Annotated in this window: 15 protein-coding genes, 1 tRNA gene and 1 riboswitch; of the genes, 12 read left to right on the plus strand and 4 right to left on the minus strand. The window is 62.5% G+C overall.

What is annotated here, in order from left to right:
- Positions 1 to 38: 38 nt before the first annotated feature.
- The 5 genes from pstC to phoB all read left to right on the plus strand — a co-directional run bounded on the left by pstC (position 39) and on the right by phoB (position 5,320).
- Positions 39 to 1,523, plus strand: coding sequence for a phosphate ABC transporter permease subunit PstC (gene pstC / locus HT585_RS02240; protein WP_176351432.1), 1,485 nt, complete (start codon positions 39 to 41; stop codon positions 1,521 to 1,523).
- Complete coding sequence (pstA, locus tag HT585_RS02245; RefSeq protein WP_176351433.1) at positions 1,520 to 2,842, plus strand: phosphate ABC transporter permease PstA; 1,323 nt, start codon at positions 1,520 to 1,522, stop codon at positions 2,840 to 2,842. Before pstC ends, pstA begins: the two co-directional genes overlap by 4 nt.
- A 13-nt stretch (positions 2,843 to 2,855) precedes the next feature.
- Complete coding sequence (gene pstB / locus HT585_RS02250) at positions 2,856 to 3,671, plus strand: phosphate ABC transporter ATP-binding protein PstB (protein WP_176351434.1); 816 nt, start codon at positions 2,856 to 2,858, stop codon at positions 3,669 to 3,671.
- 53 nt (positions 3,672 to 3,724) lie between these two features.
- Complete coding sequence (phoU, locus tag HT585_RS02255) at positions 3,725 to 4,438, plus strand: phosphate signaling complex protein PhoU (RefSeq protein ID WP_176352157.1); 714 nt, start codon at positions 3,725 to 3,727, stop codon at positions 4,436 to 4,438.
- A 198-nt stretch (positions 4,439 to 4,636) separates the two neighbouring features.
- Positions 4,637 to 5,320: a phosphate regulon transcriptional regulator PhoB gene (gene phoB, locus HT585_RS02260; protein WP_025425800.1), complete on the plus strand. Its 684-nt coding sequence runs from the start codon at positions 4,637 to 4,639 to the stop codon at positions 5,318 to 5,320.
- Positions 5,321 to 5,379: 59 nt separating this feature from the next.
- Here the strand turns inward: phoB and HT585_RS02265 are convergent, their stop codons facing one another.
- Entirely contained in the window at positions 5,380 to 5,904 is a 525-nt protein-coding gene (locus tag HT585_RS02265; RefSeq protein ID WP_176351435.1) for a GcrA family cell cycle regulator, read from the minus strand.
- 419 nt (positions 5,905 to 6,323) lie between these two features.
- On the opposite strand from HT585_RS02265, the gene HT585_RS02270 reads away from it, so the two are divergent.
- From HT585_RS02270 to HT585_RS02280, 3 genes are all read left to right on the plus strand, one after another.
- Positions 6,324 to 7,523 carry an aspartate aminotransferase family protein gene (locus tag HT585_RS02270; RefSeq protein WP_176351436.1) on the plus strand — a complete coding sequence of 400 codons (1,200 nt, stop codon included), beginning with the start codon at positions 6,324 to 6,326 and terminating at the stop codon, positions 7,521 to 7,523.
- Between the two features lie 129 nt (positions 7,524 to 7,652).
- Entirely contained in the window at positions 7,653 to 8,570 is a 918-nt protein-coding gene (argF, locus tag HT585_RS02275; protein ID WP_176351437.1) for an ornithine carbamoyltransferase, read from the plus strand.
- 242 nt (positions 8,571 to 8,812) lie between these two features.
- Positions 8,813 to 9,802, plus strand: coding sequence for an Hsp33 family molecular chaperone (locus HT585_RS02280; protein ID WP_176351438.1), 990 nt, complete (start codon positions 8,813 to 8,815; stop codon positions 9,800 to 9,802).
- 6 nt (positions 9,803 to 9,808) lie between these two features.
- Here HT585_RS02280 and apaG read toward each other — a convergent pair whose 3' ends face one another.
- Positions 9,809 to 10,201, minus strand: a complete 393-nt coding sequence (gene apaG / locus HT585_RS02285) for a Co2+/Mg2+ efflux protein ApaG (protein WP_176351439.1) — start codon at positions 10,199 to 10,201, stop codon at positions 9,809 to 9,811.
- Between the two features lie 111 nt (positions 10,202 to 10,312).
- On the opposite strand from apaG, the gene HT585_RS02290 reads away from it, so the two are divergent.
- Positions 10,313 to 10,927 carry a CDP-alcohol phosphatidyltransferase family protein gene (locus HT585_RS02290; protein ID WP_176352158.1) on the plus strand — a complete coding sequence of 205 codons (615 nt, stop codon included), beginning with the start codon at positions 10,313 to 10,315 and terminating at the stop codon, positions 10,925 to 10,927.
- Positions 10,928 to 10,968: 41 nt separating this feature from the next.
- Here HT585_RS02290 and HT585_RS02295 read toward each other — a convergent pair whose 3' ends face one another.
- Positions 10,969 to 12,153 carry an O-succinylhomoserine sulfhydrylase gene (locus tag HT585_RS02295; RefSeq protein ID WP_176351440.1) on the minus strand — a complete coding sequence of 395 codons (1,185 nt, stop codon included), beginning with the start codon at positions 12,151 to 12,153 and terminating at the stop codon, positions 10,969 to 10,971.
- 44 nt (positions 12,154 to 12,197) lie between these two features.
- A riboswitch (SAM riboswitch) is annotated at positions 12,198 to 12,276 on the minus strand.
- Positions 12,277 to 12,350: 74 nt separating this feature from the next.
- On the opposite strand from HT585_RS02295, the gene HT585_RS02300 reads away from it, so the two are divergent.
- The 3 genes from HT585_RS02300 (at position 12,351) to HT585_RS02310 (ending at position 14,637) form a co-directional block, all read left to right on the plus strand.
- Positions 12,351 to 13,448, plus strand: a complete 1,098-nt coding sequence (locus HT585_RS02300; RefSeq protein ID WP_176351441.1) for a 2'-deoxycytidine 5'-triphosphate deaminase — start codon at positions 12,351 to 12,353, stop codon at positions 13,446 to 13,448.
- Positions 13,449 to 13,528: 80 nt separating this feature from the next.
- Positions 13,529 to 13,603: transfer RNA gene (locus HT585_RS02305), tRNA-Gly, on the plus strand.
- 185 nt (positions 13,604 to 13,788) lie between these two features.
- Positions 13,789 to 14,637 (plus strand): transporter substrate-binding domain-containing protein, encoded by an 849-nt coding sequence (locus HT585_RS02310; protein ID WP_176352159.1) that lies wholly within the window; start codon positions 13,789 to 13,791, stop codon positions 14,635 to 14,637.
- Here HT585_RS02310 and HT585_RS02315 read toward each other — a convergent pair whose 3' ends face one another.
- Positions 14,638 to 15,450: a sterol desaturase family protein gene (locus tag HT585_RS02315; RefSeq protein WP_176351442.1), complete on the minus strand. Its 813-nt coding sequence runs from the start codon at positions 15,448 to 15,450 to the stop codon at positions 14,638 to 14,640. It lies immediately after the preceding gene.
- Between the last annotated feature and the right edge of the window lie 21 nt (positions 15,451 to 15,471).

Here is a 15,471-nt window from a genome sequence, read left to right on the forward strand (position 1 = left end):
CGGCAGCGCCTTGAGCGCCACGCCGCGGAGACGTGCCGATGAGTACTTCATTTCTTCTTTTGCTCATTGTTTTAATTGGCTTTATTTCTTATTTCGCAGGCCGTGCGCGCTCCTTCGCGCAGGCTGGCGGCAAACTCTCCAATCTGCATTCCTTGCCCGGCTATCATGGCAGTTACGTTGCGATCTGGGCGATCCTCCCGGCAGCCTTGGTGCTTGGCGCCTGGCTCGTCGCTGCGCCTGTCTATATCGACTCCAGCACCCGGGCGGTGTTGCCTGAAGCGGTGCAGGCGCAGGGTGGTGCGACGGTCGAGCTGGCACTTGGTCAGGTCAAGTCGGTTGCCGGCGGCCTGAACCGGCTGACGGCCGAAGAAGTTCAGGCGCTTGAAAGCGGCTCGGCCAATCTTCGCTCCACGCTTGCTGCCAAGGGCGTGGCCCTGGCGGGTGAGGGCGAGCCCTACATGATCACTGCTGCCCAGCATTTCAACGCGATGACCGTCACCAATCGCTGGCTGATGAGCGCGGTCGTGCTCCTGATCGCCATTGCCGGCGGCGTTTATGCCATCCGCAACATCGCCACCCGTTTCCGCGCCCGCAATCAGGTCGAGCGCGTCATGCTCGGCGCACTGATCGTCGCCTCTTCGATCGCCATCCTGACGACGGTCGGCATCATCGCTTCGATGCTGTCAGAAGCCGGCCGCTTCTTCACCATGGTCTCGCCCTTCGAGTTTTTCTTCGGCACTGTCTGGGACCCGCGGTTTGCGGCTGCAGGCAGCGGCGGCGCCTCCGGCCAGTTCGGCCTGATCCCGCTGCTCGCCGGCACGCTCTACATCGCCTTCGTCGCCATGCTTTTCGCGGTGCCGATCGGTCTTTTCGCAGCCATCTACATGGCGGAATATGCAAGCCCGCGCCTGCGTTCGACGGCAAAGCCGCTCTTGGAAGTGCTGGCGGGCATCCCGACCATCGTCTACGGTTTCTTCGCACTCGTGACAGTCGGCCCGTTCCTGCGCGATATTTCCGCCCAACTGAACGGTCTGGTCACCGGCAACTACCAGAACTTCATCCAGGCACAGAGCGTGCTCACCGCCGGCATCGTCATGGGCATCATGCTGATCCCGTTCGTTTCCTCGCTGTCGGACGACATCATCACCCAGGTGCCGCGGGCGCTGCGTGACGGATCGCTCGGTCTCGGTGCCACCCGTTCCGAAACGGTCAAGAAGGTCATCCTTCCCGCAGCACTTCCGGGCATCGTCGGTGCGCTGCTTTTGACCGCCTCGCGTGCCGTCGGCGAAACGATGATCGTGGTGCTTGCCGCAGGTGTGGCTGCCCGCATGCAGATCAATCCCTTCGAGCCGATGACGACGGTGACGGTCAAGATCGTCAACCAGCTGACGGGCGACCTGGAGTTCACCTCGCCGCAGACGCTGGTCGCGTTTGCGCTCGGCATCACGCTCTTCGTCATCACGCTCGGCCTCAACATTTATGCGCTCTACATCGTGCGCAAATATCGGGAACAGTACGAATGACCGACATCGCTTCCCCGGCCGTCCGGATCTCCACCCGTCCCGCATCCGCAAAGCGCGATATCGGCATCAAGCGCCGCTACGCCGCCGAGCGCCGGTTCCGTGCCTACGGCATCGGCGCCATCAGCCTCGGCCTGTTCTTCCTCGCCCTGTTGCTGTGGACCGTGTTCTCCAACGGCTACACCGCGTTCCAGCAGACGACGATCACGCTGCCGATCGAATTCACCGAAAAGGTCATCGACCCCAAGGGTGAGCGTACGACCGACGGTAAGGTGCTGATGACCGCCAACTATCCGCTCTTGGTGCGCGATGCGCTGATCAAGCAGCTCGGTATCGATGCAAGCAAGCGTCCGCTGGTCAAGCAGGCGACCGACATGGTGTCGGCGAGTTCCCGCACGCTGTTGCGCGACATCGTCGTCGCCGACCCCTCGGTCATCGGCAAGACCATACCGGTGACGTTGCTCGCCGAAGCCAACGTCGATAGCGCCTTCAAGGGGCAGATCGACCTGAAGGTCGAAGAGAGCAAGCGCAAGGTCAAGGACCAGCAGGTCACCTGGATGAACGAGCTGGCAAGCGCCGGCGTCCTGAAGAAGAGCTTCAACACCGGCATCTTTACCTTCGGTGCCTCGAGCCGTCCTGAAGCGGCAGGCGTTGGCGTTGCAGCCCTTGGCTCGCTGTTCATGATGCTGATCGTGCTGGTGCTGTCGCTGCCGATCGGTGTTGCCGCTTCGATCTATCTCGAAGAGTTCGCGCCGAAGAACCGGTTGACCGACCTGATCGAGGTCAACATCAACAATCTCGCCGCCGTCCCGTCGATCGTCTATGGTCTCTTGGGGTTGGCAGTCTTCATCAACTTTGCCGGCATGCCGCGTTCGGCGGCGGTCGTCGGCGGCCTGGTGCTGACGCTGATGACGCTGCCGACCATCATCATCGCCACCCGCGCGGCGTTGAAGGCAGTGCCGCCGTCGATCCGCTCGGCAGCCCTCGGTCTCGGTGCTTCGAAGATGCAGACCATCTTCCACCACGTCCTGCCGCTGGCGATGCCGGGTATTCTGACCGGCACGATCATCGGCCTTGCCCACGCGCTCGGCGAAACCGCGCCGCTGCTGTTGATCGGCATGGTCGCATTCGTCGTCGACTATCCCGGCTCGCCGATGGAACCGTCGACCGCGCTGCCGGTACAGATCTACATGTGGGCCAACGAGGCGGAACGCGCCTTCGTCGAGCGCACCTCCGGCGCGATCATCATTCTACTCATCTTCCTCGTCGTCATGAACCTTGGCGCCATTCTGTTGCGACGTCGCTTTGAGCGCCGTTGGTAGTGAGGTAATTACTATGAACATCATGTCAGAAGCAGCAGTCGAAAAAGCCTTGGATCAGAAAATGAACACCGTGCCCTACAAGATGATCGGCAAGGATGTGTCGGTCTATTACGGCGAGAAGCGTGCGCTTTTCGACGTTAACCTCAACATCCGCGAGAACACGGTGACCGCGCTGATCGGCCCATCGGGCTGCGGCAAGTCGACGTTCCTGCGCACGCTGAACCGCATGAACGACACCATCGAGAACTGCCGGGTCACCGGCAAGATTACGCTCGATGAGGACGATATCTACGATCCGACGATCGACGTCGTGGAACTGCGTGCCCGTGTCGGCATGGTGTTCCAGAAGCCGAACCCGTTCCCGAAGTCGATCTATGACAACGTCGCCTACGGCCCGCGCATTCACGGGCTTGCCCGCACCAAGGCCGAATTCGACGACGTCGTCGAGACCAGCCTGCAGAAGGCCGGTTTGTGGAACGAGGTAAAGGACCGCCTGCAGGAGCCCGGCACCGGGCTTTCCGGTGGCCAGCAGCAGCGTCTGTGCATCGCGCGCGCCGTTGCCGTCAGCCCGGAGGTGATCCTGATGGATGAGCCGTGCTCGGCGCTCGACCCGATCGCGACGGCCAAGGTCGAGGAGCTGATCCACGAGCTGCGCAGCAACTTCACCATCGTCATCGTTACCCACTCGATGCAGCAGGCAGCGCGCGTTTCACAGCGCACCGCCATGTTCCACCTCGGCAATCTCGTCGAGGAGAACGATACCGACAAGATGTTCACCAATCCGGATGACCAGCGCACCCAGGACTACATCATGGGCCGCTTCGGCTGATCGCCGAAGCTCGCCATCACCCCGTTTCCTGAACGCGCCCGCAAGGATCACAGATTATGTCCATGCACATAATGTCCGCCTATGACGAAGAACTGAAATACCTGACACGCCGCATCTCCGAGATGGGTGGCATTGCCGAGCAGATGGTGGGCGAATCCGTCCGCGCGCTGGTCAATTCCGACCTCGCACTGGCGCAGAAGGTGATCTCCGACGACGCCATCCTCGACGAAGCCGAGCGCCAGATCGGCGAAAAGGCGATCATCACCATTGCCAAGCGCCAGCCGGTGGCTGCCGACCTGCGCGAGATCATGGGATCGATCCGCATCGCGTCCGATCTGGAGCGCGTCGGCGATCTCGGCAAGAACAACGCCAAGCGCGTGATTGCCGTAGCCGGCTCCGGCATCCCGCGCAAGCTGGCGCGTGGCCTCGAGCACCTGGCCGAGCTTGCGCTCGTGCAGTTGAAGGAAGTCCTCGACGTCTACGCCTCCCGCTCGCCGGAGAAGGCCAACAGCATTCGCGAGCGCGACGAGGAGATCGATGCGATCTACACCTCGCTGTTCCGCGAGCTGCTCACCTACATGATGGAAGATCCGCGCAACATCACGCCCTGCACGCATCTTCTGTTCTGCGCCAAGAACATCGAGCGCATCGGCGACCACGCCACCAACATCGCCGAAACGATCTATTACATGGCAACGGGCGCGCAGCCGGAAGGCGAACGTCCGAAGGACGACAATACGTCGACGCTGGGCGCCGTAAAGGACTAAGCCCAAATACGTTCGAGTGCCTGCTTATGAACCTCATCCGGTCGCAGCTTCGGTTGCGGCCCTGCTTTGCTGCGTCTGTTGCACTCCGTTATCGCGTCTACCTTTGAAAGCGCCCGGAATGCTCCAGATGCTATATGTTCGAGTATCACGTTGCGTTCGATCGAACACGGGATGCTCTGGGTAAGGAGACGTTACCTGATGTTGCCGAAAATCGCCGTTGTCGAAGACGAGGAGGCGCTAAGCGTCCTGCTGCGATATAACCTCGAAGCCGAAGGTTTCGATGTCGATACGATCCTGCGCGGGGACGAAGCCGAGATCCGTCTGCAGGAGCGCCTGCCGGATCTCTTGATCCTCGACTGGATGCTGCCGGGCGTTTCCGGCATCGAGCTTTGCCGCCGCCTTCGCCAGCGCCCGGAGACCGAGCGCCTGCCAATCATCATGTTGACGGCGCGCGGCGAGGAGAGCGAGCGGGTTCGCGGCCTTGCCACCGGTGCTGACGACTATGTGGTCAAGCCGTTCTCGACGCCTGAGTTGATGGCACGCGTCAAGGCGATGCTGCGACGTGCCAAGCCCGAGGTGCTTTCGACGCTGCTGCGCTGCGGCGATATCGAGCTCGACCGCGAAACCCACCGCGTGCACCGCCGCACCCGCGAGGTCCGCCTCGGCCCGACCGAGTTTCGCCTGCTCGAGTTCCTGATGTCGTCGCCGGGCCGGGTGTTCTCCCGCTCGCAGCTTCTCGACGGCGTCTGGGGCCACGATATCTATGTCGACGAGCGCACCGTCGACGTGCATGTCGGCCGCCTGCGCAAGGCGCTGAATTTCTCCAGCATGCCTGATGTCATCCGCACCGTTCGTGGCGCCGGCTATTCGCTGGAAAGCTGAGCCATTCATCCAATAAAAAAGGGGCCGCGCGGCCCCCTTTTTATGTTGTCTTCGAAGCCTTAGCGAGCGCGACGACGCTCTGCGGAAGGCTGGTAGGCAAGCCGTGCATGGAATGTGCAATAGGGCGAGGCTTCCGGGGAGTCGTTGCCGCAGAAGTGGAACTCTTCCTTCAGCGGGTCGCCGATCGGCCACTTGCAGGTGCGTTCGGTCAGCTGCGTCAGCTCCAGGCGGCGCGACATCGGCACGACCACATCCGTCCGAATGCTGAAATCCTGTTCGGCAACGAGATCGACTTCGATCTCTTCCTTGAGCACGGTGGCGCCGGCCGGACGGGTGACCGTGCGGGTCGTGACGCGCGCGGCGTAGTTCGGAGCGCGCGGCGCCGAGGTCGCCGGGCGCTGCTTCGGTCGGGTCGCCGCGGTGGTGCCGCCAGCCTTGGCCCTGCCGGGCAGGCTCAGCCGGTGAACCTTGCCGATGACCGCATTGCGGCTGACGCCGCCGAGCTGTGCCGCGATCTGGCTCGCGCTCAGGCCCTCGGACCATAGCTTCTTCAGTTTTTCCACCCGCTCGTCAGTCCAGTTCATTTCTGCACTCTCCGTTCTCAGCGTTGGCGATGACAGAATCCCTCACCACGCTCCGGACAGACTCCGGAGCTGCAACGCGATAACACTTTTGGTGACTAGGTCCGCCGCATGCGTCTAGTAATTGAACGTTAACCTACTGACCGCCGGACTCCGTGGCAAGAGTCCGCGGAATCAGGCCGAATCGATTTCCTAGTTTTCCCCAACTTGCTCGGTGGGCGTTGCATTTTTGCAAGCCCCGCCGCGCGATTTTTTCGTCGCATGGATTGCGGCCGTGCGACCGCACTGCAAGGCTTGGTTTTGTTGACATTGCGCTGCGAAATAGGAATAGTGCCTGCGCCGCCGCAAGGCGGCATTTTTAATTTTTGCCGCGCTCAACAGGGCGCGGATCGATGCCGATAGCAATGAAGGAGAGGCTCGCCATGACTGCAACCACGCCGCTTTACGACACCTACATGCGTGCGCCGTTGCGTTTCGAGCGAGGAGAGGGCGTCTGGCTGATCGCCGAAGACGGCTCGCGCTATCTCGACTTTGCGGCCGGCGTCGCCGTCAACTCGCTTGGCCATGCGCATCCGCATCTGGTCGAGGCACTCAAGGCCCAGGCCGAGAAGGTCTGGCATCTGTCGAACCTCTATGAAGTTCCCGGTCAGGAAAGCCTGGGACGCCGACTGACGGCCGTCACCTTCGCCGACCGCGTGTTCTTCACCAATTCGGGCGCCGAGGCGCTCGAGTGCGCAATCAAGACCGCCCGCCGCTACCACTACGCCAAGGGCAATCCGGAGAAGTTCCACGTCATCACGTTCGAGGGCGCCTTCCACGGACGCACGATTGCGACAATCGCCGCCGGCGGTCAGCAGAAGTATATCGAGGGTTTTGGCCCGAAGGCTCCGGGTTTCTATCAGGTGCCCTTCGGCGATATCGCGGCGGTCAAGGACGCGATCACCGACGAGACGGCGGCGATCCTGATCGAGCCGATCCAGGGCGAGGGCGGCATCCGCCCCGTCACCAAGGAGTTCATGCAGGAACTGCGCGCGCTTTGCGACGAGTTTGGCCTGTTGCTGATCCTCGACGAGGTCCAGTCCGGCGTCGGCCGCACCGGCAAGCTTTTCGCCTATGAATGGGCGGGCATCCGTCCGGATATCATGGCGGTCGCCAAGGGGATCGGCGGCGGCTTCCCGCTGGGCGCCTGCCTGGCGACGGAAGAGGCGGCGGCCGGCATGGTTGCCGGGACCCATGGTTCGACCTATGGCGGTAACCCGCTCGCCATGGCGGTCGGCAATGCCGTGCTCGACGTCATCCTGGCCGACGGCTTCCTCGAGCATGTCCGCGACGTTTCCTTGGTCTTCCGCCAGGGGCTCGCCTCGCTGAAGGATCGTTTCCCCGATGTGATCGAGGATATCCGCGGCGACGGACTGATGCTCGGCATCAAGGTGAAAGGCCCTTCGACCGATCTCCTGAAGGCGATCCGTGCCGAGAAGCTGCTGGCCGTTCCGGCCGGTGAAAACGTGCTGCGCCTGCTGCCGCCGCTGACCGTGACGGCTGAAGAGGCGCGCGAAGGCCTGGCCCGGATCGAACGCGCCGCCGAAGCCGTGAGAAGCGCGAGCGGCACTGCCGCAGCCTAACTTTTGAACCCGGAAATCGGCAGCGATTTTCCCAAAGGCCCACGCGCGAACCCGAGGTGTCGAAGTGCTTTTTGCCCTTCGACACCGGTCGCGCTTCAGGGGCCATTCTGAGGACAGGAATTGAGTACGATGGCAGGCACAAGACATTTCATCGATCTTTCGGCCATGACCGCAGCCGATCTCAGGACGATCATCGACGACGCGCGCGTGCGAAAGACGGCGACCAAAGCCGGAACCGCCGAAAAGCCGCTCGCCGGCAAGATGCTGGCGATGATCTTCGAGAAGCCGTCCACCCGTACCCGCGTTTCCTTCGATGTCGGCATGCGTCAGCTGGGTGGCGAAACCCTGTTTCTCTCCGGCACGGAGATGCAGCTCGGCCGCGCCGAGACTATCGGCGACACCGCCAAGGTGCTGTCGCGCTACGTCGACGCGATCATGATCCGCACCACCGATCACCGCCGGCTTCTCGAACTTGCCGAACACGCGACAGTGCCTGTCATCAATGGCCTGACCGACGACACGCATCCCTGCCAGATCATGGCCGACATCATGACCTTCGAGGAGCATCGTGGCCCGGTGAAGGGCAAGACCATCGCCTGGACCGGTGACGGCAACAACGTGCTGCATTCGCTGATTGAGGGCTCGGCCCGCTTCGGCTACCGCATGAACATGGCGGTGCCGCTCGGCTCCGAGCCGCACGACAAAATCCTCAACTGGGCACGCAACAATGGCGGCGAAATCCTGCTGTGCCACGACGCGGAGCAGGCCGTGGCCGGCGCCCACTGCGTCGTCACCGATACCTGGATCTCCATGAACCAGGAGCATCGCGCCCGCGGCCACAACGTCTTCCAGCCCTTCCAGGTCAACGAGGCATTGATGAAGCACGCCTCCGACGACGCGCTCTTCATGCACTGCCTGCCGGCACACCGCGGCGAGGAGGTGACCGACGAGGTCATCGACGGTCCCCAGTCGGTGGTGTTCGACGAGGCTGAGAACCGGCTGCATGCGCAGAAGTCGATCATTGCGTGGTGCATGGGGCTCGTCTAGCCGGCGTATCCGCCTCTTGAAAAATCCCGCAGGCGACCCGATTTAGGCCGCATGCGGGACGTTCCGGGGTCGAAACCACGGACGCACCTCGACGACAGGCAGCGCATGACGGGCCGGAAAATGGCACATGCCTGCTGGACAAATCCGTTTATGGCGGGATCAAATAGGATGACGGGCAGGCTGCGCCGGGGGGATGTTCATGTCCTCAGCGCGGCCTTCTCCGGTTACGTAAGGAGCTGCAGATGACTGAGATGGCGCCCGGACTTGGCGAATTCGATTTTGCCGGTGACGATCACGTCGTGCCCTTCCAGGTGGAAGGCCTCGATGTGCGCGGCCGCGCGGTTCAGCTCGGCCCGATGCTCGATGCGATCCTGGAACGCCACAACTATCCGCTTCCGGTCGCCCGGCTCGTTGCCGAGACTGTGGTTCTGACCGTATTGCTCGGCACGTCTCTGAAGTTCGACGGCAAGCTTATCGTTCAGACGAAGAGCGACGGTCCGGTCGATCTCGTCGTTGCCGATTTTGCCACGCCCGATAAGGTGCGCGCCTATGCCCGCTTCAACGAGGAAGCGCTTGCGGAAGCCTTGAAGGATGGACGCACCCAGTCGCACGAGTTGCTCGGCAAGGGCATTCTCGCCTTCACCATCGATCAAGGCGCCCATACCCAGCGCTACCAGGGCATCGTCGCGCTCGATGGCGCTACGCTCGAGGAAATCGCCGGCGTCTATTTCCGCCAGTCGGAGCAGATCCCGACCAAGGTGCGCCTCGGCGTCGCAGAGTTGCTCGACCGCGACGAGAACGGCAAGCCGCGCCATCGCTGGCGTGCCGGCGGCATGGTCGCGCAGTTCCTGCCGGATGCGCCGGAGCGCATGCGCCAGCCGGATCTTTCGGGCGGCGACGGTGACGACAACGAGGATCTCTTCGACGAGGACGATCTGTGGGCGGAAGCCAAGGTCATGGTCGAGACGATCGATGCCGACGAGCTGACCGATCCGATGGTCGGCACGGAGCGTCTGCTCTATCGTCTGTTCCACGAACGCGGCGTTCGCGTCTATCAGCCGCAGGCGGTCTATGATCGCTGCAGCTGCTCGCGGGAAAAGATCCGGTCGGTGCTGACCGGGCTGCATGCCGACGATATCGAAAGAACGATCGAGGACGGCCTGATCAAGGTGACGTGCGAGTTCTGCTCGACCACCTATCGCTTCGAGGCAAGCGAAGTGCGTCAGCAGTAGAACCCCTCAATTCAGGGTTCGCACCAGCCCTGGTGAATCGAGCGAGAAGGCGGGGATGGCCACGTTGAAGTGTTCTCCGCCTTCCGACTCCATGCTGTAGTGGCCGAACATGACGCCCGAGGGCGTATCGAGCGGGCATCCGGAAGAGTATTCGTAGGTGTCGCCCGGGTTCAGCAACGGCTGTTCGCCGATGACGCCGGGTCCGCTGACTTCGTCCACCTGCCCGTTTTCATCGGTGATGTGCCAATAGCGCGTCATCAGCCGGACCGTCTCATTCGAATGGTTGGCGATGACGATGCGGTAGCCCCAGACATAGCGGCTGTCATCCGGATCAGATTGCTCTTCCAGATAGTACGGCTCCACCGTAACTTCTATGTCGCGAGTGAGCGCGCGATACATGGGCAACACCTTGTTTCAAGTCTTTCAGGGTATTCTACAGCAAGATGGTTTCGTCAAGAATAACGGCAGGATTGCATGCGTTGCCTGCAACACGGCGGGAAGGTCGTGCCGATGCTTGATGGTGCGGTGAGAAAACATCTTGATCCCGTGCTGGATCGCGTGGGCGCCAAACTCGCCCGCGGAGGTGTCAGCGCCAATGCCGTCACGATCGCCGGCCTGACGCTCGGCCTCGTTGCCGCTGCGCTGATTGCCGTGCAATTCTATCTTCCAGGCGCCATGCTTATCGTCGTCAGCCGGCTTTGCGATGGGCTCGACGGCGCGGTAGCGCGGGCGACGCACAAGACCGATTTCGGTGGTTTCCTGGACATCGTGCTCGACTTCGTCTTCTACGGTGCCATCCCGCTCGGCTTCATCTTCGCCGACCCGCAGGCCAATGGGCTCGCGGGCGGGCTGCTGCTCTTCTCGTTCTACGTCAATGGGTCGAGTTTTCTTGCCTATGCCATCATGGCCGAGAAGCAGTCGATGACGACGGATGCGCGGGGGGAAAAGTCGCTCTATTTCACCACCGGGCTCGCCGAGGCGACGGAGACGATTGCCGTTTTCCTGGCCTTCTGCCTGTTGCCGGCGTGGTTTTCTGTGCTGGCGATGCTGTTTGCAGTCGTCTGCCTCTACACCGCGCTGTCGCGCATCATGCTCGCGCGCACGGGTTTTCGCGATCGGCAGTAGCGGCCGCCCGCTGTCCGGGCGGCCCATCTTGTTCGTCGATGTCAGGCCTTTACGCTCTTCAGTGCGCGGGCGAAGTCCTCGACGATGTCATCGCTGTCTTCGATGCCGGCCGAGAAACGCACTGTGCCGGCGGAAATGCCGAGTTCTTCGCGGGCCTCGTCCGTCAGGTTCTTGTGCGTCGTCGTTGCCGGATGCGTGATCAGGCTCTTGCTGTCGCCGAGATTGTTGGAAATGCGGGCGATCTTCAGCGCGTTCTGCAGCGCGAAGGCCGCATCCTTGCCGCCCTTGAGTTCGAAGGCGACGAGGGTCGAGCCGCCGGTCATCTGCTTGGCGATGATGTCGGCCTGCGGATGGTCCTTGCGGCCGGGGTAGATCACCTTGGCGACCTCAGGCTGCTCGGCGAGGAAGTCGGCGACGCGGCGCGCGGTTTCCGTCTGCTGCCTGACCCGCAGCGGCAGGGTCTCGATGCCCTTCAGCAGCGTCCAGGCGTTGAACGGTGACATCGCCGGCCCGGTGTGGCGGAAGTAGTCGTGCAGGTGCTCGTTGATCCAGTCCTTGTCGGACAGAACCACGCCGCCGAGGCAGCGGCCCTGGCCGTCGATATGCTTCGTGGCGGAGTAGACCACGATATGGGCGCCCAGTTCGAGCGGCTTCTGGAACAGCGGCGTGGCGAAGACGTTGTCGACCACGACCTTGGCGCCGATCTGGTTGGCGAGCTTGGCTACGCCGGCAATGTCGATGACTTCCAGCGTCGGGTTGGTCGGGCTTTCCAGGAAGAAGACCTTGGTGTTCTTCTGGATTGCCTTTTCCCAGTTGGCGAGATCGCGTCCATCGACCAGCGTGCACTCGATGCCGTATTTCGGCGCCAGCGTCTCGACCACCCAACGGCAGGAGCCGAAAAGGGCGCGGGCGGCGACGATGTGATCGCCGGCCTTCAGCTGGCAAAGGATGGCAGCAGTGACGGCGGCCATGCCCGATGCCGTGGCACGCGCGTCTTCGGCACCTTCCAGCATGCACATGCGCTTTTCGAACATGTCGTTGGTGGGGCTGCCGTACCGGGCATAGATAAAGCCTTCGGTCTCGCCCTTGAAGCGCGCTTCCGCCGCCTCGGATGTGTCATAGACGAAGCCCTGGGTAAGGAAGATCGCCTCGGATGTCTCGCCGTGCTGGGAGCGGGTCGTTCCGCCGTGGACGAGTTGGGTTGCCGGGCGCCAGTTTTTGCTCATGTGACGATCACCTTCAAAAACAAAAAAACCGGCCGCGTGAAGGGCCGGTTTGATACCCGGCCTTTTTAGCTACTTGTTTAACGTGGCTGCAAGCCGACCGGCCAAATCACCACGGGATAAAGCTCCAATACTGCCTGGGTGCGCTTGCGTCAATTCCTGGAGTTTGGTTTTGTCTCGCAACTGAAAAGAGGATCGAAATGGGCCGCGAGACTGGGATTTTGGCCGACCGCGCGATCGCCGCGCTGTTTGAAGCCGGACGCTTGAAGAGCGAGAAGGCGCTGGATGCCGATCAGATTCAGCCGGCAAGCCTCGATCTGCGCCTCGGCGCCAAGGCATTTCGCGTGCGCGCAAGCTTCATGCCGGGCCCGTCGCATCTCGTTGCCGACAAGCTCGACCGTCTGAAGCTGCATGTCGTCGACCTTTCCGAAGGCGCGGTGCTTGAGACCGGATGCGTCTACATCGTGCCGCTGATGGAAAGCCTCGATCTGCCCGAAACCATGTCGGCCTCGGCGAACCCGAAGAGCTCGACCGGTCGTCTCGACATTTTTACGCGCGTCATCACCGACCGCGCCCAGGAATTCGACAAGATCCCGGCTGGATATCGCGGTCCGCTCTATCTCGAAATCAGCCCGCGCACCTTCCCGATCGTCGTCAGGCGTGGTTCGCGGCTGTCGCAGATCCGCTTCCGCACCGGCCAGTCGCTGCTCTCCGAGCAGGAACTGCTGGCGCTGCATGAAAGCGATATGCTCGTTGCCAGTGACAAGCCCAATGTCAGCGGCGGCGGCATCGCGCTCTCGATCGATCTCAAGGGCACCGGCCCGGACGGACTGATCGGCTATCGCGGCAAGCACCACACCGCCGTCGTCGATGTCGACAAGAAGGCGCAGCACGCGGTCTTCGACTTCTGGGAGCCGCTCTATAGCCGCGGCCGTGACGAGCTGATCCTCGATCCCGACGAGTTTTACATTCTGGTGTCGCGCGAAGCCGTGCACGTTCCCCCGCTTTATGCTGCCGAGATGACCCCGTTCGATCCGCTGGTCGGCGAGTTCCGCGTGCACTATGCCGGCTTCTTTGACCCGGGCTTCGGCCATGCTTCTGCCGGCGGCAGCGGCAGCCGCGCCGTGCTCGAAGTGCGCAGCCACGAGGTGCCCTTCATCCTCGAGCACGGCCAGATCGTCGGTCGGCTGGTCTATGAGCACATGCTCGAGCGTCCGGACGGGCTTTACGGCATAGGCCTCGGCTCCAACTATCAGGCGCAGGGTTTGAAACTCTCCAAGCATTTCCACGCGGAGTAACAGAAAAAGTGCCGTTGCGCGTCGGCGCGGCGCAACGGTGCTTGACAGATGCATGCGGTTGAGGAAGTTTCCGAAACGCTGCGGGTGTAGTTCAGTGGTAGAACGCCAGCTTCCCAAGCTTGATGTCGTCGGTTCGATCCCGATCACCCGCTCCACTTTTTCTTCGGTCTTGGCCCGCCGGGCTTTGAGCCAGGCGCGCCTGAGTTCAGCGACCCAAACGTGATGGTGCCGAAGCCAGTAGCCAGCCCGGCTGCATCCGGCTAATCTTGTCATCACTCATCAATCATCCGCGGCTTTTCAGGCCGCATGGCATCCCGAAGAGACGCGCTTGCCCTTGCCCATGAAAATTCACCGACTGCTGGCTCTCTGCGTCTATCTGATCGCGGCGCCGCTTGCCGCCCAGCCCATTGTCGCCCAGCCTAAGGACCTGCCCAACCTGTTCGACGCGCGCGAACGCATCGCCAAGCCGGACCTGACCGGCCTTGCCCGCCTCAGGTTCCTGACCACGGTGGATTTCCCGCCGTTCAACTTCATCGACCAGTCGGGCAAGCTTTCGGGCTTCCATGTCGACCTGGTGCGCGAGATCTGCCGCGAACTCGATATCGAAGCCAAATGCCAGATCCAGGCGGTCACCTATACAGAGTTGCTGCCGGCGCTGGAAGAAGGTCAGGGCGAGGCGGTCGCAGCCGGCATCGCCGTCAGCCCGGAACTGCGCCAGCGCTTCGGCTTCTCGCGCCCCTTCATGCGGCTCCCCGCGCGCTTTGCCGTCAACACAAAGGCGGCCGGCGCCGTCTCCGAGCCATCGGGCCTGAAGGGTAAAGTGGTCGGCGTCGTTTCCGGCACCACCCACGAGGTGATGTTCAGGGCTTTCTTCCCGAAGCTGGAAGCCAAGGTCTTTCCAGATCGCGATGCCATGCTCGCCGCCCTGCAAAAGGGCGAGGTGGCGGCTGTCTTTTCCGACGGCATGCAGCTTTCCTTCTGGGTGTCCGGCAGTGCCGCCGGGGGATGCTGCGGGCTGGTGGACGGCGCCTATTTCTCGCAGCGCTTTCTTGGCGAGGGTCTGACGATCATGAACCGCAAGGCCGAGCCGGCGCTGACCCAGGCGATTGATCATGCCTTGCTGGCGCTGTCACGCAGCGGACGGCTCGACGAAATCTACCTGCGCTACTTCCCGAACGGCATTTATTGATCAGCTGCGCCGGAACGGCAGGAGCAGCGACCACAACAGCTTGGTCGGCGCGCTGCGGCCATAGGCGGTGAGCCCCGTTTCGATCGCGTCGTCGCCGCGCCCTGGCCGGTCGGTATAGGTCGAGAACAGCCGGTCCCAGATCGCCAGGTTGAAGCCGTAGTTCGAATCTGACTCTAAGCGCTCGGTCGAGTGGTGGATGCGGTGCATGTCGGGCGTGACGATCAGCGGTCGCAGCGCTCGGTCGAGGCGCGGCGGCAGTCGCAGATTGGCGTGGTTGAACATGGCAGCGGCGTTGAGCACGATCTCGAACAAGAGAACGGCGACGGCGGGCGCCCCGAGCGCGACGATGATCGCGATCTTCCAGGCCATCGAGACGACGATCTCCAGCGGATGAAACCGCAAGGCCGTGGTCAGATCGACGCCGGGGTCTGCGTGATGGACCCGGTGCATCCGCCAGAAGAGGGGAACCTTGTGAAAGGCGACGTGTTCAAGCCAGATGGCGAAGTCGAGCGTGACGAAGGCGATCACGCCGGAGAGCACCGGCGGAATGTCCAGCAGAGGCAGCAGGCCGTATCCCCGCGCTTCAGCCCAGAGTGCGGCACCGGTGGCGGCAGCGGGGAAGATCAGCCGCAGCGAGAGCGACGACAGCACCAGAATGGAGAGGTTGGTAAACCAGCGCTGCGCCTTCAGCGCCTTTTGCAGCTCCGGCCGCTCCAGTCGCGGGTGAAGCAGTTCGAGCACTGCCATGGCGACAAAGACCGACAGAAAGGCGCCAAGGCGCCATAGTGGCTCGGTCAGGCCGAAAAGCTGCATCCGTTACGCCTCGCTGTCATT

It is taken from the genome of Ensifer oleiphilus, assembly GCF_013371465.1.
Lineage (GTDB): Bacteria > Pseudomonadota > Alphaproteobacteria > Rhizobiales > Rhizobiaceae > Ensifer > Ensifer oleiphilus.